The following is a 13,916-nucleotide window of genomic DNA, read 5'->3' on the forward strand; positions in this document are numbered from 1 at the left end:
CGCTCAGCCGTCCTTGGCCATGTGCGAGGCGGTGAAGGCGCCGGGCAGAAGGCTGCCTACGGTGGCGGTTTCGCTGCGTCCCGCGGTGGTGGCCATGGTGATCTGCACGTCCGCGCCCGCAAATTCCGCCAGCTTCTGGCGGCACCCGCCACAGGGCGGCACCGGTGCCGGGCTGTCGGCGATCACATAGGCTTCGACGATGTCGTATTCCCCGGCGGCGACCATGGCCGCGATGGCGCCCGCCTCGGCGCAGGTGCCTTCGGGATAAGCCACGTTTTCGACGTTGCATCCGGCATAGACATTGCCCTTGCCGGTGCGGATCGCCGCGCCCACCTTGAACCCGGAATAGGGAGCGTGGGCGTTTTCGCGCACCTGCCGTGCGGCTGTCTTCAGGGTCATGTCGCCTCCGGATGGTCTGATCTGCGGCGCATGGTGCAGGTCGTTCCGGCAAGGTGCAAGGGGAACCGCGAAGTCCCGCCGATGGTTGATCCCGAAAGGAGGACACATCATGGCAACAGGCGCAAACCCCGACATCATCGCCGCGACGACAATCGGCGCGACATCATCGCCCGACACGACAGGCGACGATCCGATGACCGAAAAGCAGGCGGCCGAACTGCGCGCGCTTTGCGAAGAAACCGGCGAGCCGTTCGATGGCAACCTGACCAGCGCGCAGGCGCAGGACCGGATCGATTACCTGAAATCGCGCACAGACGACTGACCGGTCAGCCGCTGCACCGTGTTTGGCCAACCGCCCGGTCAGGATGCGGGATAGCCGATCTCGGCCAGGGTCGCGCGGATTTCGTCGAGGATGGCAGGATCGTCGATCGTCGCGGGCGGTTTGAAATCGTGACCGTCGGCGATCTTTGCCATGGTCGCGCGCAGGATCTTGCCCGATCGCGTCTTCGGCAGACGGTCGACTACCCGGACCAGATGGAACGCGGCAACGGGGCCGATCCGGTTGCGCACCAGATCGATGCATTCCTTTTCGATTTGCGCGACGGGCTTGTCCACGCCCTTGGACAGGCAGACGAACCCCATGGGCACCTGTCCCTTCACCGGATCCGCCACGCCGATGACGGCACATTCCGCGACGTCCGGGTGCGCCGCCAGAACCTCCTCCATCGCGCCGGTGGACAGGCGGTGTCCTGCGACGTTGATCACGTCATCGGTGCGGGCCATGACGAAAAGGTATCCGTCTTCGTCGATATAGCCGGCATCGCCGGTTTCGTAATATCCGGGGAAATGGGCGAGATAGCTTTTGTGATACCGTTCTTCTGCGTTCCACAGGGTCGACAATGTGCCGGGGGGCAGCGGCAGGCGAATCGCGATGGCGCCCAGCGTGCCGGGGGGCACGGGCGCACCGCCTTCGTCCAGCACCCGCACGTCATAGCCCGGCATCGCGACCGTCGGCGATCCGGTCTTCAACGCCAGCGGCTCGATCCCCATGGGGTTGCCGACGATGGTGTATCCGGTTTCGGTCTGCCACCAATGGTCGATGACCGGCACGTTCAATTGCGCGCGCGCCCATTCCACCGTGTCCGGATCGGCCCGTTCACCGGCCAGATACAGCGCACGCAGGCCCGATAGATCGTATTTGCGCAGGAATTCGCCATTCGGATCCTCGCGCCGGATGGCCCGGAACGCGGTGGGGGCGGTGAAGAACACGCGCACGTCATGGTCCTGGATCACCCGCCAGAAGGTGCCGGCGTCGGGGGTGCCGATGGGCTTGCCTTCGAACACCACCGTGGTGTTGCCGTGGATCAGCGGCGCATAGCAGATATAGCTGTGCCCGACGACCCAGCCGACATCGGACGCGGCCCAGAACACCTCGCCCGGGTTGACGTTATAGACGTTCTTCATGGTCCAGTTCAGCGCCACCAGGTGCCCGGCGGTGGGGCGCACGACACCCTTGGGCGCGCCCGTCGTGCCCGAGGTATAGAGGATATAGGCCGGGTGCGTGCCTTCGACGGGAACGCAATCGGCGGGGGTGACGCCGTCCTGCGCCGCGTGCCAGTCGACATCGCGCCCTTCGATCAGATCAGCGCGCAGCGTGTCGCGTTGCAGGATGATGCAGAAATCGGGCTTGTGGGTCGCCTGCTCGATGGCCGCGTCCAGCAGGGGTTTATAGGCCACGGTGCGCGATGGCTCGATCCCGCAGGATCCGGCGATCACGGCCTTGGGGGTCGCGTCGTCGATCCGCTTGGCCAGTTCGTTGGCCGCGAATCCGCCGAAGACGACAGAATGGATTGCACCGATCCGGGTGCAGGCCAGCATTGCCACCAGCGCCTGGGGCACCATGGGCATGTAGATGATGACGCGGTCGCCCTTGGTCACGCCCTTTGCCAACAGCGCCCCGGCCAGCCGCGCGCATTGGTCCTGCAATTCGGCGAAGGTGGTGCGCGACACCGTGCCGGTCACGGGACTGTCGTGGATGATCGCCACCCGGTCGCCATGTCCGGCCAGAACGTGCCGGTCGACCGCGTTGAAACAGGTGTTTACCATCGCGTCGGGATACCAGCCATAGAACGGCGGGCGGCTGTCGTCCAGCGCACGGGTCGGCGCCCGATCCCAATCGATGGCCCGGGCCTGTTCCATCCAGAACGCTTCGGGATCATCCTGCCAGCTTTTGTAGATATCCGAGTATTTCATGCGCGCCTCCCCCACGAGATGATCAAGTCTAGGGAGTGTGGGCGCCTTCGGGCAATGGGCGATTTGCGACATCCCGGTCGAAAACGGACAGGCGCGTGACGCACGGGGTTGCTAGGCTGATCCCAGGCACCGGCACAGGGCCGGTCCGTCAGCAAGGTCACGTTGCCATGGGCGACAAGAATCCGAAGAAGAAGATGAAACAACCCTCGAAACCGGATGCGCGCATGACCGCCCCGGTCGAAGCCGCGCCGAAAGTGGTCGAGGCGAAGAAAAAGGCACCGCGCAAGTAACGGAGTATCACAGCGCGCGAACGGCCGGGCGCCTCGATGGCGGTGCCCGGCCGTTTTGCCTGTCGGGGTTCAGCCGTAATGCGCGACCGGCGTGCCGGCCAGCGCCGAGATGTTCAGCAGCCCGCGCGCGGTGATCGACGGCGTCACGATATGGGCGCGATTGCCCATGCCCATCAGGATCGGTCCCACCTCGAGGCCGCCGCCCTTCATCTTCAGGATGTTGCGCACGCCCGAGGCCGCATCGGCGTTGGCGAAGATCAGCACGTTCGCCGCGCCATGCATCCGGCTGGACGGGAAGATCCGGTTGCGCAACTCGCCATCCAGGGCGGCATCGGCGTGCATTTCGCCTTCGTATTCGAAATCGCGCGGCTGGCTGTCGAGTATGGCCAGCGCATCGCGCATCCGGCGGCCGGAATCGGAATCGAGGTTGCCGAACTGCGAATGCGAACACAGCGCGATCTTCGGCACCACCCCGAAGCGGCGCACATGGCGCGCGGCACCGATCACGGTTTCGGCGATCTGCGCGCCCGAGGGGGTGGCGTGGATATGCGTGTCGGCCACGAACAACGGACCGTCTTCCAGAATCATCAGCGACAGCGCGGCAACTGCGTGCAACCCGCCCTGCACCGGGCCCGTGCCCAGGATCTGCTGAACATACTTGAGGTGCCACAGATACTGGCCAAAGGTGCCGCAGATCATGCTGTCTGCTTCCTGAAGGTGCACCATCACCGCGCCGATGGCGGTGGTATTGGTGCGCATGATCGACTTGGCCAGATCGGGCGTGACGCCCTTGCGTTGCAGGATCTCGTGGTAGGTCGTCCAGTATTCGCGATACCGCGAATCGCTTTCGGGGTTCACGATCTCGAAGTCGCGGCCGGGACGGATCGAAAGCCCCGCCCGTTCACAGCGCGCCTCGATCACGTCGGGGCGGCCGATCAGGATCGGCTTGTCGATGGTTTCTTCCATGATCGCGTTGGCGGCGCGCAGCACGCGCTCGTCCTCGCCTTCGCTGAACACCAGACGGCGTTCCGAGGTCGAGGCGGCCTCGAACACGGGGCGCATGATCATGGCGGACTTGAACACCGAACCGTCCAGCTTGGCCTTGTAGGCGGCAAGGTCGTCCAGTGGGCGGGTCGCCACGCCGGTTTCCATCGCGGCGCGCGCCACAGCGGTCGCCACCACACCCATCAAGCGCGGATCGAACGGTTTCGGGATCAGGTAATCGGGGCCGAAGGTCATCTGTTCGCCCTGATAGGCGGCCGCCGCCTCGGCGCTGGTGGTCTTGCGGGCCAGTTCGGCGATGCCTTCGACGCAGGCGATCTTCATCTCGTCGTTGATTGCCGTTGCGCCCACATCCAGCGCGCCGCGGAAGATGAACGGAAAGCACAGCACGTTGTTGACCTGATTGGGATAATCGCTGCGGCCCGTGGCGATCAGGGCGTTGGGCGCAACCGCGCGTGCGTCGTCGGGGTCGATTTCGGGGTTCGGGTTGGCCAGCGCGAAGATCGCCGGGCTGTCGGCCATCCTGGCGACCATTTCCTTGGTCAGCACACCGGGGCCGGACAGGCCGAGAAACAGGTCGGCCCCATCGATCACGTCCATCAGCGTGCGCGGCCCGCCCGGCTGGGCGAACGCGGCTTTCTGCTCGGTCATGTCTTCGACGCGCCCCTCGTGCACGAGGCCGGCCAAATCACACAGCCAGATGTTTTCACGCGGCACACCCAGTTTCACCAGCATGTTCAGACAGGCGATTCCCGCCGCGCCACCGCCGGTCGAGACGACCTTGATGTCCTCGAACCGCTTCTTCGCCAGCCGCAATGCGTTGGTGGCGGCGGCACTGACGACAATCGCCGTGCCGTGCTGGTCGTCGTGGAAGACGGGGATGTTCATCCGTTCACGACAGATCCTTTCGACGATGAAGCAATCGGGCGCCTTGATATCTTCCAGGTTGATTGCGCCGAACGTCGGTTCCAGCGCGCAGACGATATCGGCCAGCTTCTCGGGGTCGTTTTCGTTCAACTCGATGTCGAAACAATCGATGTTGGCGAATTTCTTGAACAGGACCGCCTTGCCTTCCATCACCGGCTTGGAGGCCAGTGCGCCGATGTTGCCAAGGCCCAGGACCGCCGTGCCGTTCGACACCACCGCCACCAGATTGCCGCGCGAGGTGTAATCGCGCGCGGCGTCGGGGCTCGACTGGATCTCAAGGCAGGCTTCCGCGACGCCGGGGGAATAGGCGCGCGACAGGTCGCGACCGTTCGCCAGTGGTTTGGTCGCCCGCACCTCGAGCTTGCCGGGTTTGGGATATCGGTGATAATCCAAGGCCGCCTGACGAAGGCTGTCTTTTTTGGCATCGTCCATCTTGGCCCCTCCCGGAATATATGGCGTCTGTCCATATCCCGTTCTTCGAGGGCCGTTGTCAAATGATCTGATCCCGTCGCGCGCCGTGAAACAGTTTCAATCCGAACGCGAAACCGATGCCACGCGGGGGAGGGTCAGGCGCCCCGCCCGGTCTTCTGCTGCAAGGCATCGATCCTGATACTGGCCTCTGCCTTGGTCAGATCGGGATCGAAATCCTCGCCGGCCTCTTCGCTCAGCGTCTTGAGATACGACGCCTGAGCGCCGGTCATCCTTTCGTCGCCCGTGACCCAGTCGTCCACCGGCTTTTCCGCGTTTCCGGGTGCGTCGCTCTTTGGGGTGTTGGTCGGATCGTCCATGTCATCCTCCTGTTGCGTTCACCCAATGTTCCAGCGCACGCATTGGTTCCGCCACGCGGCGAACCCATGCGATCCTCAGACGAATTGTTCGCGCAAAAGCCGTTCTTCCAACCCGTGACCCGGATCGAACAGCAGACGGTGCCGGACCGAGGTCTTCGAGCGGATTTCCACAACCGCCACGTCACGCACCGATTGACGGCTGTCGGCGTCGGCCATGACCGGCCGCTTGTCGGGTTCGATCACCTCGATCCGCACGACCGACGCCTTGGGCAACAGCGCACCGCGCCAGCGGCGCGGTCGGAACGCGGCCATCGCCGTCAGGGCCAGAACATCGGCGCCGATGGGCAGGATCGGGCCGTGGGCCGAATAGTTGTAGGCGGTCGATCCGGCCGGTGTCGCAACAAGGGCACCGTCGCAGACCAGTTCCTCCATCCGCTCGCGCCCATCCACCGCAATGCGCAGTTTCGCGGCCTGCGGCCCGGCCCGCAACAACGCGACCTCGTTGATCGCCAGGGCCTCGTGGACGGTGCCGTCGATGGCGGTGGCGTGCATCACCAGCGGATTGATCACCTCTTCCATGGCTTCGTCCAGCCGGGCGGGAAGGTCGGCTTCGCTGTATTCGTTCATCAGGAACCCGATCGTGCCCCGGTTCATGCCGTAAACCGGAAGATCCAACGCCATGGTCGCGTGCAGCGTCTGCAACATGAAACCGTCCCCCCCCAGGGCGACGATCACATCGGCCTCTTCCAGCGGCACGGTGCCATGCAGGGCACGCAGACGGCGGGCGGCCGTTTCGGCCATGGGGGCGTTGCTGGCCTGAAAGGCAATGGCGCGGGCCATGACATTCTCCGATGAGGTCGCCAAGGATTGACGTGCAGGGCGCGAAAACACAAGGGCCGCGCGTCAGATGTCAGGGCGCAAGGACATGATATGATTGGGATAGGATTGATCGGCGATGCTGAAATGCGTTTCGCCGACGATTTCGAAACCCTGCCCGGCATAGAACCCCACGGCGGCCGTGTTCTCGGCGTTCACGGCCAACCAGGGGCGCGGCGCGCCGGCGGCGACACAGCATCTTTGCGCGTGGGCCAGAAGACCGGCGCCGATGCCGCGCCCCTGGTGGCGCGGCTGGACGTAAAGCGTCGTGATCTCGACCGGCGAACAGCCCGGCACCGGCGCCGCGCGCCCGTGGGTCAGACGCAGGACGCCGTCGATCCCTTCGACGTTGTCCGACACCGTGACGCATTCGGTCGGGTCGTTCAGGATCGCGCGTGTGCGCGCAGTGGTGAAGGTGTCCAGCGCGTAATCGGCGAAGAACCCGTTGATGCCGCGCCGGATATAGGTGGACAGCCACACCTCGAGCGACAGCGCGGCGATGCTGGAGGCGTCTTCGTACGTGGCAGCGCGCAGGGCCATGGCCGTCTCCTCGGGGGTTGGGTGCGGATACCCGCAACCGCGAAGGTTGCCAAGCGCCGGGCCGGGCACGCCGCGCGAAGGATGCGGGGTGCGCCGCTTTGTGGGCTTTTTCCGATCCCGCGCATGGGCTAGACACCGCGCAACTTCCCTTCCGTCAGGAGATGCGCGATGAACGCCCCCCACAAGAATACCGGCTTTTTCACCCGGTCGCTGGCCGATGCCGACCCCGAGATCTTCGAGGCCGTCGGCAAGGAACTGCACCGCCAACAGACCGAGATCGAGCTGATCGCGTCGGAGAACATCGTCTCGCGCGCCGTGATGGAGGCGCAAGGCACGGTTCTGACCAACAAATACGCCGAAGGGTATCCCGGACGGCGGTATTACGGCGGCTGTGAATACGTCGACATCGCCGAAAACCTGGCCATCGCGCGCGCCTGCGAATTGTTCGGCTGCGGTTTCGCCAACGTCCAGCCGAATTCGGGATCGCAGGCCAACCAGGGCGTGTTCACCGCACTGCTGACCCCCGGCGACACGATCCTGGGCATGTCATTGGACGCGGGCGGTCACCTGACCCACGGCGCGAAGCCCAACCAGTCGGGCAAATGGTTCAACGCGGTGCAATACGGCGTGCGGCGCGATACGCTGGAACTGGATTACGACCAGGTCGAGGCGCTGGCGAAGGAACACAAGCCGAAGATGATCATCGCCGGCGGCTCGGCCATCCCGCGTCAGGTCGATTTCGCGCGGATGCGGGCGATCGCCGACATGGTGGGCGCCTACCTGCACGTCGACATGGCGCACTTCGCGGGTCTTGTGGCGGCGGGCGAACACCCCTCGCCCTTCCCCCACGCCCATGTCGCCACGACAACGACCCACAAGACCCTGCGCGGCCCGCGTGGCGGCATGATCCTGACCAACGACGAGGCGCTGGCGAAGAAGTTCAACTCGGCCATCTTCCCCGGCATTCAGGGCGGACCGCTGATGCATGTCATCGCGGCCAAGGCCGTGGCCTTCGGCGAGGCGCTGGAACCCGGCTTCAAGCTTTATCAGCAACAGGTCATCGCCAACGCGAAATCACTGGCCGCGCGCCTGATCGAGGGCGGTCTGGACATCGTCACCGGCGGCACTGACACCCATGTCGTGCTGGTGGACCTGCGCCCCAAGGGGGTGAAGGGCAACGCCACCGAAAAGGCCCTGGGCCGCGCCAACATCACCTGCAACAAGAACGGCATCCCCTTCGACGATGAAAAACCGACGGTGACATCCGGTGTCCGGCTGGGTTCGCCCGCAGGCACGACGCGCGGTTTCGGAACCGCCGAATTCAGCCAGATCGCGGATTGGATCGTCGAAGTCGTCGACGGACTTGCCGCCAATGGCGAAGAGGGCAACGCCGAGACCGAAGCGCGCGTGAAAGCCGAGGTCGAAGACCTCTGCGCCCGGTTCCCGATCTATCCGACTGCATGACTCGACCGAACGCGGAAGGGGCGGCGCGCATCAAGGCCGCCCCTTCCGCGAAAGGTTGAAGACCGTGCACGGGAATGGCACGACCCCGGGCCGGAGCATAAAATGTCCAACGCTGTTTGAAAGCCGGGATTGAGGACGAAAAGTTGGAGGGGCCTGCGGTTGGCACGCCATCCGCGTCCCTTTTATCGAACGGCATTCCTTAGGGGTTTTCCCGCGAGGTTTCGTTCTCTTTTCGTAACCGTCCTACGTTTCTAGCGGCGAGACAATTCCACCGAATGACCAAGCGCCGTGTCACCGCACGGCGTTGGGCCGTCTTGCCGTCCTCATCCGAAAGTAACTGCAATGGCATCAGCGGGCGACCGTCCGGTCACGGCATCTGGCGCAACTATCCATCGCGCCCCGGCCCTTGATCACAGGAACCCCCGCCAGACCAGAACCGCAATCACCAGCGCGCCAACGACCAACACGTTGAACGCGTTGACTGTCAGCAGCCCCAACGCCATGCGCACGACGCGTTCCGAGCCGTCGATTTTCTCGAGGAACCGCTTGCAGTCTCGATAGGCACGATCGTGATCGCCACCGGCAAGCCGTTTGGCCAGTTTCGGATGATCGGACAGCCGCGCGGCCTCGGCCACGGTTTCGGCTTCACGGCGGATCCGGCGCGGCAACAGCCGTCCGGCGCGCCGCAGCTTCGCCTCCAGCCCCCGACCGCCCACGCCAAGGCGCGATCCGATCAACGCGGCAAGATCCTCGGCCTGCTCTTTCGGGGTCATCGGATATCCTTTCGGCAGGCGGCATAGCCCGACACCCGGACCCGCTCAAGTCCCGGCTGGTGAAGGTCCGCTGGCGGCGCTAGAATGGCAACATGTTGAATACCGTCTTTCATGGTGACCCGAGCGACCTGCCACCGCTGCTGATTGCCCACGGGCTATTCGGGTCGGCACGCAATTGGAGCGTGATCGCCAAGCGGCTGTCGGACGCCCGACAGGTGGTTTGCGTGGACATGCGCAACCACGGCGATTCGTTTCACAGCGACACGCACGGGTATGCCGAAATGGCCGGCGATCTGGCCGAGGTGCTGACCACCCTGCCCCGACCTGCCGACGTCCTGGGGCATTCCATGGGCGGCAAGGCCGCGATGGTTCTGGCGCTGCGTCATCCCGATGCGGTGCGCCGGCTGATCGTCGCCGACATCGCGCCCGTGGCCTACAGCCATACGCAGATGCACCTGATCGAGGCGATGCGCGCCCTGCCCGCGGGCGATTTTTCCCGGCGTGGCGAGGCCGACGCCGCCCTGGCGCAATCGGTGGAAGACCCCGGCGTGCGGGCGTTCCTGCTGCAATCGCTGGATCTGACCCACGGCCGCTGGCGTCTCAACCTCGACACATTGGCGCGCGAGATGCCCCGGATCCTGGGCTGGCCGTCGGACGTCGAGGGCACATTCGCCAACCCGGCCCTGTTCCTCTCGGGCGGAAAAAGCGACTATGTCCTTCCCGAACACCGTCCCGCGATCCGCGGATTGTTCCCCAAGGCCCGCTTTGCACGGCTTCCCGACGCGGGACACTGGCTGCACGCGGAAAAACCACGGGATTTCGAAGCATCGGTGCGCGCCTTCCTGACCGCATGACCACCCTGCCGCGCCGCCGCATATTTATTCCCGCCAAAAGACATTTTTCCGCGCCACCCCCCTTGCAGCCCCCGGCCCTTTCCCATATCTCAGCCTCACGTGACGCGGGATGGAGCAGCCCGGTAGCTCGTCAGGCTCATAACCTGAAGGTCGTAGGTTCAAATCCTACTCCCGCAACCAACTTTAGCGAACTTTCGCTGTCAGCCAAGCCCGCCTCTCCGGCGGGCTTTGTTGTTTGTAGCAGTTCCAACAGCTTACCGCGCAATTCAAGCCGGTGGTTTCGCTCTTCTTCGTCCCAATCAACCACCACCGTATCGACCAGGCTGTGCAGTTCCTCGCTGGCGCGGCCCGATACGTCCTCGTCCGCCAAGGTCTCGGCGAGGTCATTGACGTAGGCGCGGTAGAGTGCGGGCAAGTCAGCGGGCAGCACGATTGGTTCGGGCGTCAGCGCGGCGCGTTTTGCACGCGCATCGGCCAGTTCTGCATCGACCTTGTTGAACTGTGCGACGATCGGCGCGGAATAATCCCCATCCTCGACGGCCTTCATCAGGTTCACGTGCCGGATCTCCAACTGGCGCACGGTCTGGTCGTGCAAACGGAGCATATGCTCACGCTCTTTCTCTTTGGCCTTCGTGCGCGCCAGGAACTTCGTCCGAAATTCCGCATAGGCCTCGTCCTGCATCAGTCCGGTTTTCAGACCTGACAAGATCGAGGTCGCCGCATCCTGCTCTTTGAGGCCAGGCATTCCGGTGCAGATGGCCGCACCTTTCTCCTTGGCATTGGCGCAATAATAGCGCCGCGCCTTGCCACTGCCGGCGATGGTGAGGTTGCCGCCGCACTGCCCGCACGACAACAGCCCGGACAGCAGATACTTCCGGCGGCGCATTCTCTGGGCCACGGACAGGCCGTTGGGGTCGTTTGCGGTCTTTTTGGCTCGAACCCGCTGTTGTGCCGTCTGTCGCGCCTTCACAGCGTCCCAGAGCGATTGTTCGATGATGCGCAGATCGGGAACCTTAAAGACCATCACGTCATCGGGTCGATTGAGCCGGGACACGCGCTTGCCGGTCTCCGGGTGTTTTGAGTAGCGCAGCCGATTCCACACCCGCCGTCCGACGTAGAGTTGATTGTTCAGGATCCCGGTGCCGCGTTCGCGGTTGCCGTTGATCGTTGTCTGGCGCCAATGTCCCGAACTGGTGCCCCCGCCGCGCGGCGCGGGAATGCCGTCGGCGTTGAGGTCGGCGGCGATCCGGACGGGCGATTTGCCTGCGGCGTATTCGTTGAAGATCCGCTCAACAATCAAGGCTTCGTCTGCATTGATGTCCTGCTCGCCCGTGATGGAATAACGCGCATAGATCGCCACGCGCGGGGGATTGTGCACATCCCGGTCTCGTTGGATTGCAGGATGGCCCACGAAATCGGGCATGCTCAAGATCAACCTGCGAAAGAATCGTGAAACCGCCCAAAGATTGCCAGAATTGGAGGGAAAACCGTACGGGCTTGTTCTGGTGTGTCTTCCCCGGTCTTGCCCTCCTTGGCGATTCTTTTGGCAGCCACTTCGGCAATCAGGTCAATCAAGTTCGTGAGGGCCATCGACATCTCCTTCGGCTGTGGACACCGATAACCGACAGACCGGCGAGACCCGTGCCCTCGCTCGTGATCATTTGCCCGTGCGGAGATGACTCGCACGGGCGTTTCATTCGCGGGCGCGCCGGCATTTGCAGCAGCAGAAGTATCGCCAGCGCGCCCTGACGCGGGTGTTCCGGCCCGCGTGTTCGATCAGGCTGCGGTGCGCAATCCTGTCAAGGCCTTCTCGGCCTGCAAGATGTCATACACCGCCGCCAAGGCGGCATAGAGTTCCAGCAACACGGCCAGCGCGCCGGAGAGCCGGTCTGCATCGGGCGTGAGTCGCCCCTGCTGCCAGTTCATGTCGTTCGAAACATTTTCCGGGCTGTGGTCGAAGAAAGTCTGCACGCAGGTGCCCTCGGTGATCTCGGCGTCCAGAACGCCGATGAGGTCGTGCAGCATCGCCAAGACGCCGTTGTCGAAGACCTCCCCGCGGTGCAGCCGGGCTGCGAGCGCCTTGGCGTCCTGCGCCGGCTCCCACGGGATGAGTTCGAGAACGTCTTCCTCGATGCCGGTGGCGGCGATGCGCGCGAGCGGGAAGCAGGCGGCCGCCAGTGCGGTGATTTCGTCGACGGAGGTGAATGGCATTTCCATTGGTGTTTTCCTTGTTTTGGTTGAGGTGTGGGGTCGCTCGAAGGCGCGGCTCCCTATCGGAAACCGCGATCTTCGCGCGCCCATCGCGCCTATTCCCGGCGTCTCTCATCGCGGTAGTGTGCGGCAATATCTCGGCCTGGATCCGTGCGCGGATCGCGTTCATCCGATCCATCAGCGCATCGTCGAGGCGTCCGATCAGCGGCGAGGTGGTCTCGTCCGGACAATGAAAACCGCTGCTGTTCACATTCACGATGATGCGCCGGGCACAAACAAAGCGCGCCGGCTTGTTCAAGCCAGCGCAGGTTCGTGATCTCGGCTGTTTGACCATCACCTCATAACTGCGATTCGCGCGGCCATCGGACGAGGTGCCATAGGCCAGTCTACGAAGCATTCCCCTCCCCTTCTGCGGATATCGAGCACCAGGCACGGCCGCCGCTTTGGCGGTTCAACGTCGTCAGTGTCTTCGGCAACGGGGAAGCGAAACAGCACGACATCGCCGCGATGCGGGTTGACAGCCCAGTCAGTGGCCGGAACGATGGGTTGAGCTTGGTGAAACATCTGGAGTCTCCTTGGTGTGAAAAATCGACACCAGCGTGGGAAACCCTATTAGCCTCAGGACCCATTGATTTTTCACAGACGGCATGAGTCACGGTTCGAAAAGCGAGCGGTGAACATGTCTGGTCTTTTCTGGCTGACGGATGCGCAGATGGCGCGTCTTGAGCGCTTTTTTCCGAAGTCCCACGGCAAGCCGCGCGTCGATGATCGGCGTGTGCCGAGCGGGATTATCTTCATCAATCGCAATGGGCTGCGCTGGCGTGACGCGCCTGCGGAATACGGGCCGTACAAGACGCTCTACAATCGCTGGAAGCGCTGGAAGCGCTCGAGGTGAGTGGCTGAACGCCACTGGTTCGAGTGAGGCCACGAACAAGACGTCCTCGCACGGATGCTGGCCGGTCTTGCCGCCGGGCATGGCGAACGATGCGACCTATCTCAAGGCACACCGCACAGCGACCAGCATGGGCGTCAAAAGGGGGGCGCGGTCGCCTGATTGGACGGACCAAGGGCGGCATGAACACAAAGCTGCATGCCATCTGCGACAGCCGGGGACGCCCACCGAACCTGTTCGTGACCGCCGGACAGGTGAGTGATTACATCGGGGCACGAGCCTTGCTCAGCAGCGTGCCGAACGTCGATTGGCTGCTCGGGGATCGCGGCCATGACGCCGATTGGTTCAGGGAAGCGTTGCAAGACAAAGGGTTACGCGCCTGCATCCCGGGCCGAAGACAACGCAGGAAGCCCGTCAAATACGACAAGCGCCGATACAAACGCCGCAACCGGATCGAGATCATGTTCGGCAGGCTCAAGGACTGGAGGCGGGTCGCGACCCGTTACGACAGGTGCCCGAGGGTTTTGGCGGCTGACCACGGCGAAGAGAAGACCGTGATGATCGACGCCCCATACCTTAAAGCCCATCGCACGGCATCCAGCCTTGCGGTGAAAAAGGGGGACGTGGGCGTCTGATCGGGCGCACCA

Annotated in this window: 14 protein-coding genes, 1 tRNA gene and 2 pseudogenes; 7 read left to right on the forward strand and 10 right to left on the reverse strand. The window is 63.9% G+C overall.

Annotated elements, in window-relative coordinates; genetic code table 11:
- Positions 1–3: 3 nt before the first annotated feature.
- On the reverse strand, positions 4–399 hold the full coding sequence (locus tag CFP68_RS10400; protein WP_420915823.1) for a cytidine deaminase: 396 nt from the start codon (positions 397–399) through the stop codon (positions 4–6).
- Between the two features lie 109 nt (positions 400–508).
- Between CFP68_RS10400 and CFP68_RS10405 the strand changes: the two genes are divergently transcribed.
- A complete protein-coding gene (locus tag CFP68_RS10405) occupies positions 509–721 on the forward strand; it encodes a DUF3072 domain-containing protein (RefSeq protein WP_099826838.1) in 213 nt (70 codons plus the stop codon).
- A gap of 38 nt (positions 722–759) precedes the next feature.
- On the opposite strand, the gene CFP68_RS10410 is transcribed toward CFP68_RS10405, so the two are convergent.
- Complete coding sequence (locus CFP68_RS10410; RefSeq protein ID WP_099826839.1) at positions 760–2,652, reverse strand: propionyl-CoA synthetase; 1,893 nt, start codon at positions 2,650–2,652, stop codon at positions 760–762.
- 167 nt (positions 2,653–2,819) lie between these two features.
- Here CFP68_RS10410 and CFP68_RS18585 point away from each other — a divergent pair, with 167 nt between their 5' ends.
- The gene (locus CFP68_RS18585) at positions 2,820–2,942 is read left to right on the forward strand and encodes a hypothetical protein (protein WP_277621461.1); all 123 of its coding nucleotides are present in this window, start codon (positions 2,820–2,822) and stop codon (positions 2,940–2,942) included.
- A 69-nt stretch (positions 2,943–3,011) separates the two neighbouring features.
- Here CFP68_RS18585 and CFP68_RS10415 read toward each other — a convergent pair whose 3' ends face one another.
- From CFP68_RS10415 to CFP68_RS10430, 4 genes are all read right to left on the reverse strand, one after another.
- On the reverse strand, positions 3,012–5,303 hold the full coding sequence (locus CFP68_RS10415) for an NADP-dependent malic enzyme (protein WP_099826840.1): 2,292 nt from the start codon (positions 5,301–5,303) through the stop codon (positions 3,012–3,014).
- A 134-nt stretch (positions 5,304–5,437) separates the two neighbouring features.
- A complete protein-coding gene (locus tag CFP68_RS10420; protein ID WP_099826841.1) occupies positions 5,438–5,659 on the reverse strand; it encodes a DUF3072 domain-containing protein in 222 nt (73 codons plus the stop codon).
- Between the two features lie 75 nt (positions 5,660–5,734).
- Positions 5,735–6,499 carry an NAD kinase gene (locus CFP68_RS10425; RefSeq protein ID WP_099826842.1) on the reverse strand — a complete coding sequence of 255 codons (765 nt, stop codon included), beginning with the start codon at positions 6,497–6,499 and terminating at the stop codon, positions 5,735–5,737.
- 63 nt (positions 6,500–6,562) lie between these two features.
- A complete protein-coding gene (locus tag CFP68_RS10430; protein ID WP_099826843.1) occupies positions 6,563–7,075 on the reverse strand; it encodes a GNAT family N-acetyltransferase in 513 nt (170 codons plus the stop codon).
- A 168-nt stretch (positions 7,076–7,243) separates the two neighbouring features.
- Between CFP68_RS10430 and glyA the strand changes: the two genes are divergently transcribed.
- Complete coding sequence (gene glyA / locus CFP68_RS10435) at positions 7,244–8,539, forward strand: serine hydroxymethyltransferase (RefSeq protein ID WP_099826844.1); 1,296 nt, start codon at positions 7,244–7,246, stop codon at positions 8,537–8,539.
- A gap of 410 nt (positions 8,540–8,949) precedes the next feature.
- On the opposite strand, the gene CFP68_RS10440 is transcribed toward glyA, so the two are convergent.
- The gene (locus CFP68_RS10440; protein WP_099826845.1) at positions 8,950–9,312 is read right to left on the reverse strand and encodes a hypothetical protein; all 363 of its coding nucleotides are present in this window, start codon (positions 9,310–9,312) and stop codon (positions 8,950–8,952) included.
- A 92-nt stretch (positions 9,313–9,404) separates the two neighbouring features.
- Between CFP68_RS10440 and CFP68_RS10445 the strand changes: the two genes are divergently transcribed.
- The 3 genes from CFP68_RS10445 to CFP68_RS18445 all read left to right on the forward strand — a co-directional run bounded on the left by CFP68_RS10445 (position 9,405) and on the right by CFP68_RS18445 (position 10,869).
- Positions 9,405–10,166, forward strand: a complete 762-nt coding sequence (locus CFP68_RS10445) for an alpha/beta fold hydrolase (RefSeq protein WP_099826846.1) — start codon at positions 9,405–9,407, stop codon at positions 10,164–10,166.
- A 103-nt stretch (positions 10,167–10,269) separates the two neighbouring features.
- A tRNA-Met gene (locus tag CFP68_RS10450) sits at positions 10,270–10,346 on the forward strand.
- Positions 10,347–10,440: 94 nt separating this feature from the next.
- Entirely contained in the window at positions 10,441–10,869 is a 429-nt protein-coding gene (locus CFP68_RS18445) for a hypothetical protein (protein WP_241524038.1), read from the forward strand.
- A 78-nt stretch (positions 10,870–10,947) separates the two neighbouring features.
- Here CFP68_RS18445 and CFP68_RS18610 read toward each other — a convergent pair.
- The 3 genes and pseudogenes from CFP68_RS18610 to CFP68_RS10460 all read right to left on the reverse strand — a co-directional run.
- Positions 10,948–11,589 (reverse strand): annotated as a pseudogene (locus CFP68_RS18610) (recombinase family protein); the annotation flags it as partial.
- A gap of 8 nt (positions 11,590–11,597) precedes the next feature.
- Complete coding sequence (locus CFP68_RS18100) at positions 11,598–11,756, reverse strand: hypothetical protein (RefSeq protein ID WP_158234156.1); 159 nt, start codon at positions 11,754–11,756, stop codon at positions 11,598–11,600.
- 186 nt (positions 11,757–11,942) lie between these two features.
- The gene (locus CFP68_RS10460; protein ID WP_145953430.1) at positions 11,943–12,383 is read right to left on the reverse strand and encodes a hypothetical protein; all 441 of its coding nucleotides are present in this window, start codon (positions 12,381–12,383) and stop codon (positions 11,943–11,945) included.
- A gap of 673 nt (positions 12,384–13,056) precedes the next feature.
- Between CFP68_RS10460 and CFP68_RS18205 the strand changes: the two are divergent.
- Positions 13,057–13,793, forward strand: a pseudogene (locus tag CFP68_RS18205) (IS5 family transposase); the annotation flags it as partial.
- Positions 13,794–13,916 lie beyond the last annotated feature (123 nt).

This window comes from Oceaniglobus indicus (assembly GCF_002751875.1).
GTDB lineage: Bacteria > Pseudomonadota > Alphaproteobacteria > Rhodobacterales > Rhodobacteraceae > Oceaniglobus > Oceaniglobus indicus.

Excerpts from the sequence above, each read along its gene's own strand:
- CFP68_RS18100 (WP_158234156.1), bottom strand. The coding sequence starts at position 11,756 with ATGGCCCTCACGAACTTGATTGACCTGATTGCCGAAGTGGCTGCCAAA.
- CFP68_RS10460 (WP_145953430.1), bottom strand. The coding sequence starts at position 12,383 with ATGGAAATGCCATTCACCTCCGTCGACGAAATCACCGCACTGGCGGCC.
- CFP68_RS10400 (WP_420915823.1), bottom strand. The coding sequence starts at position 399 with ATGACCCTGAAGACAGCCGCACGGCAGGTGCGCGAAAACGCCCACGCT.
- glyA (WP_099826844.1), top strand. The coding sequence starts at position 7,244 with ATGAACGCCCCCCACAAGAATACCGGCTTTTTCACCCGGTCGCTGGCC.
- CFP68_RS10445 (WP_099826846.1), top strand. The coding sequence starts at position 9,405 with ATGTTGAATACCGTCTTTCATGGTGACCCGAGCGACCTGCCACCGCTG.
- CFP68_RS18585 (WP_277621461.1), top strand. The coding sequence starts at position 2,820 with ATGGGCGACAAGAATCCGAAGAAGAAGATGAAACAACCCTCGAAACCG.
- CFP68_RS10440 (WP_099826845.1), bottom strand. The coding sequence starts at position 9,312 with ATGACCCCGAAAGAGCAGGCCGAGGATCTTGCCGCGTTGATCGGATCG.
- CFP68_RS10405 (WP_099826838.1), top strand. The coding sequence starts at position 509 with ATGGCAACAGGCGCAAACCCCGACATCATCGCCGCGACGACAATCGGC.
- CFP68_RS10425 (WP_099826842.1), bottom strand. The coding sequence starts at position 6,499 with ATGGCCCGCGCCATTGCCTTTCAGGCCAGCAACGCCCCCATGGCCGAA.
- CFP68_RS10420 (WP_099826841.1), bottom strand. The coding sequence starts at position 5,659 with ATGGACGATCCGACCAACACCCCAAAGAGCGACGCACCCGGAAACGCG.
- CFP68_RS10430 (WP_099826843.1), bottom strand. The coding sequence starts at position 7,075 with ATGGCCCTGCGCGCTGCCACGTACGAAGACGCCTCCAGCATCGCCGCG.
- CFP68_RS10410 (WP_099826839.1), bottom strand. The coding sequence starts at position 2,652 with ATGAAATACTCGGATATCTACAAAAGCTGGCAGGATGATCCCGAAGCG.
- CFP68_RS10415 (WP_099826840.1), bottom strand. The coding sequence starts at position 5,303 with ATGGACGATGCCAAAAAAGACAGCCTTCGTCAGGCGGCCTTGGATTAT.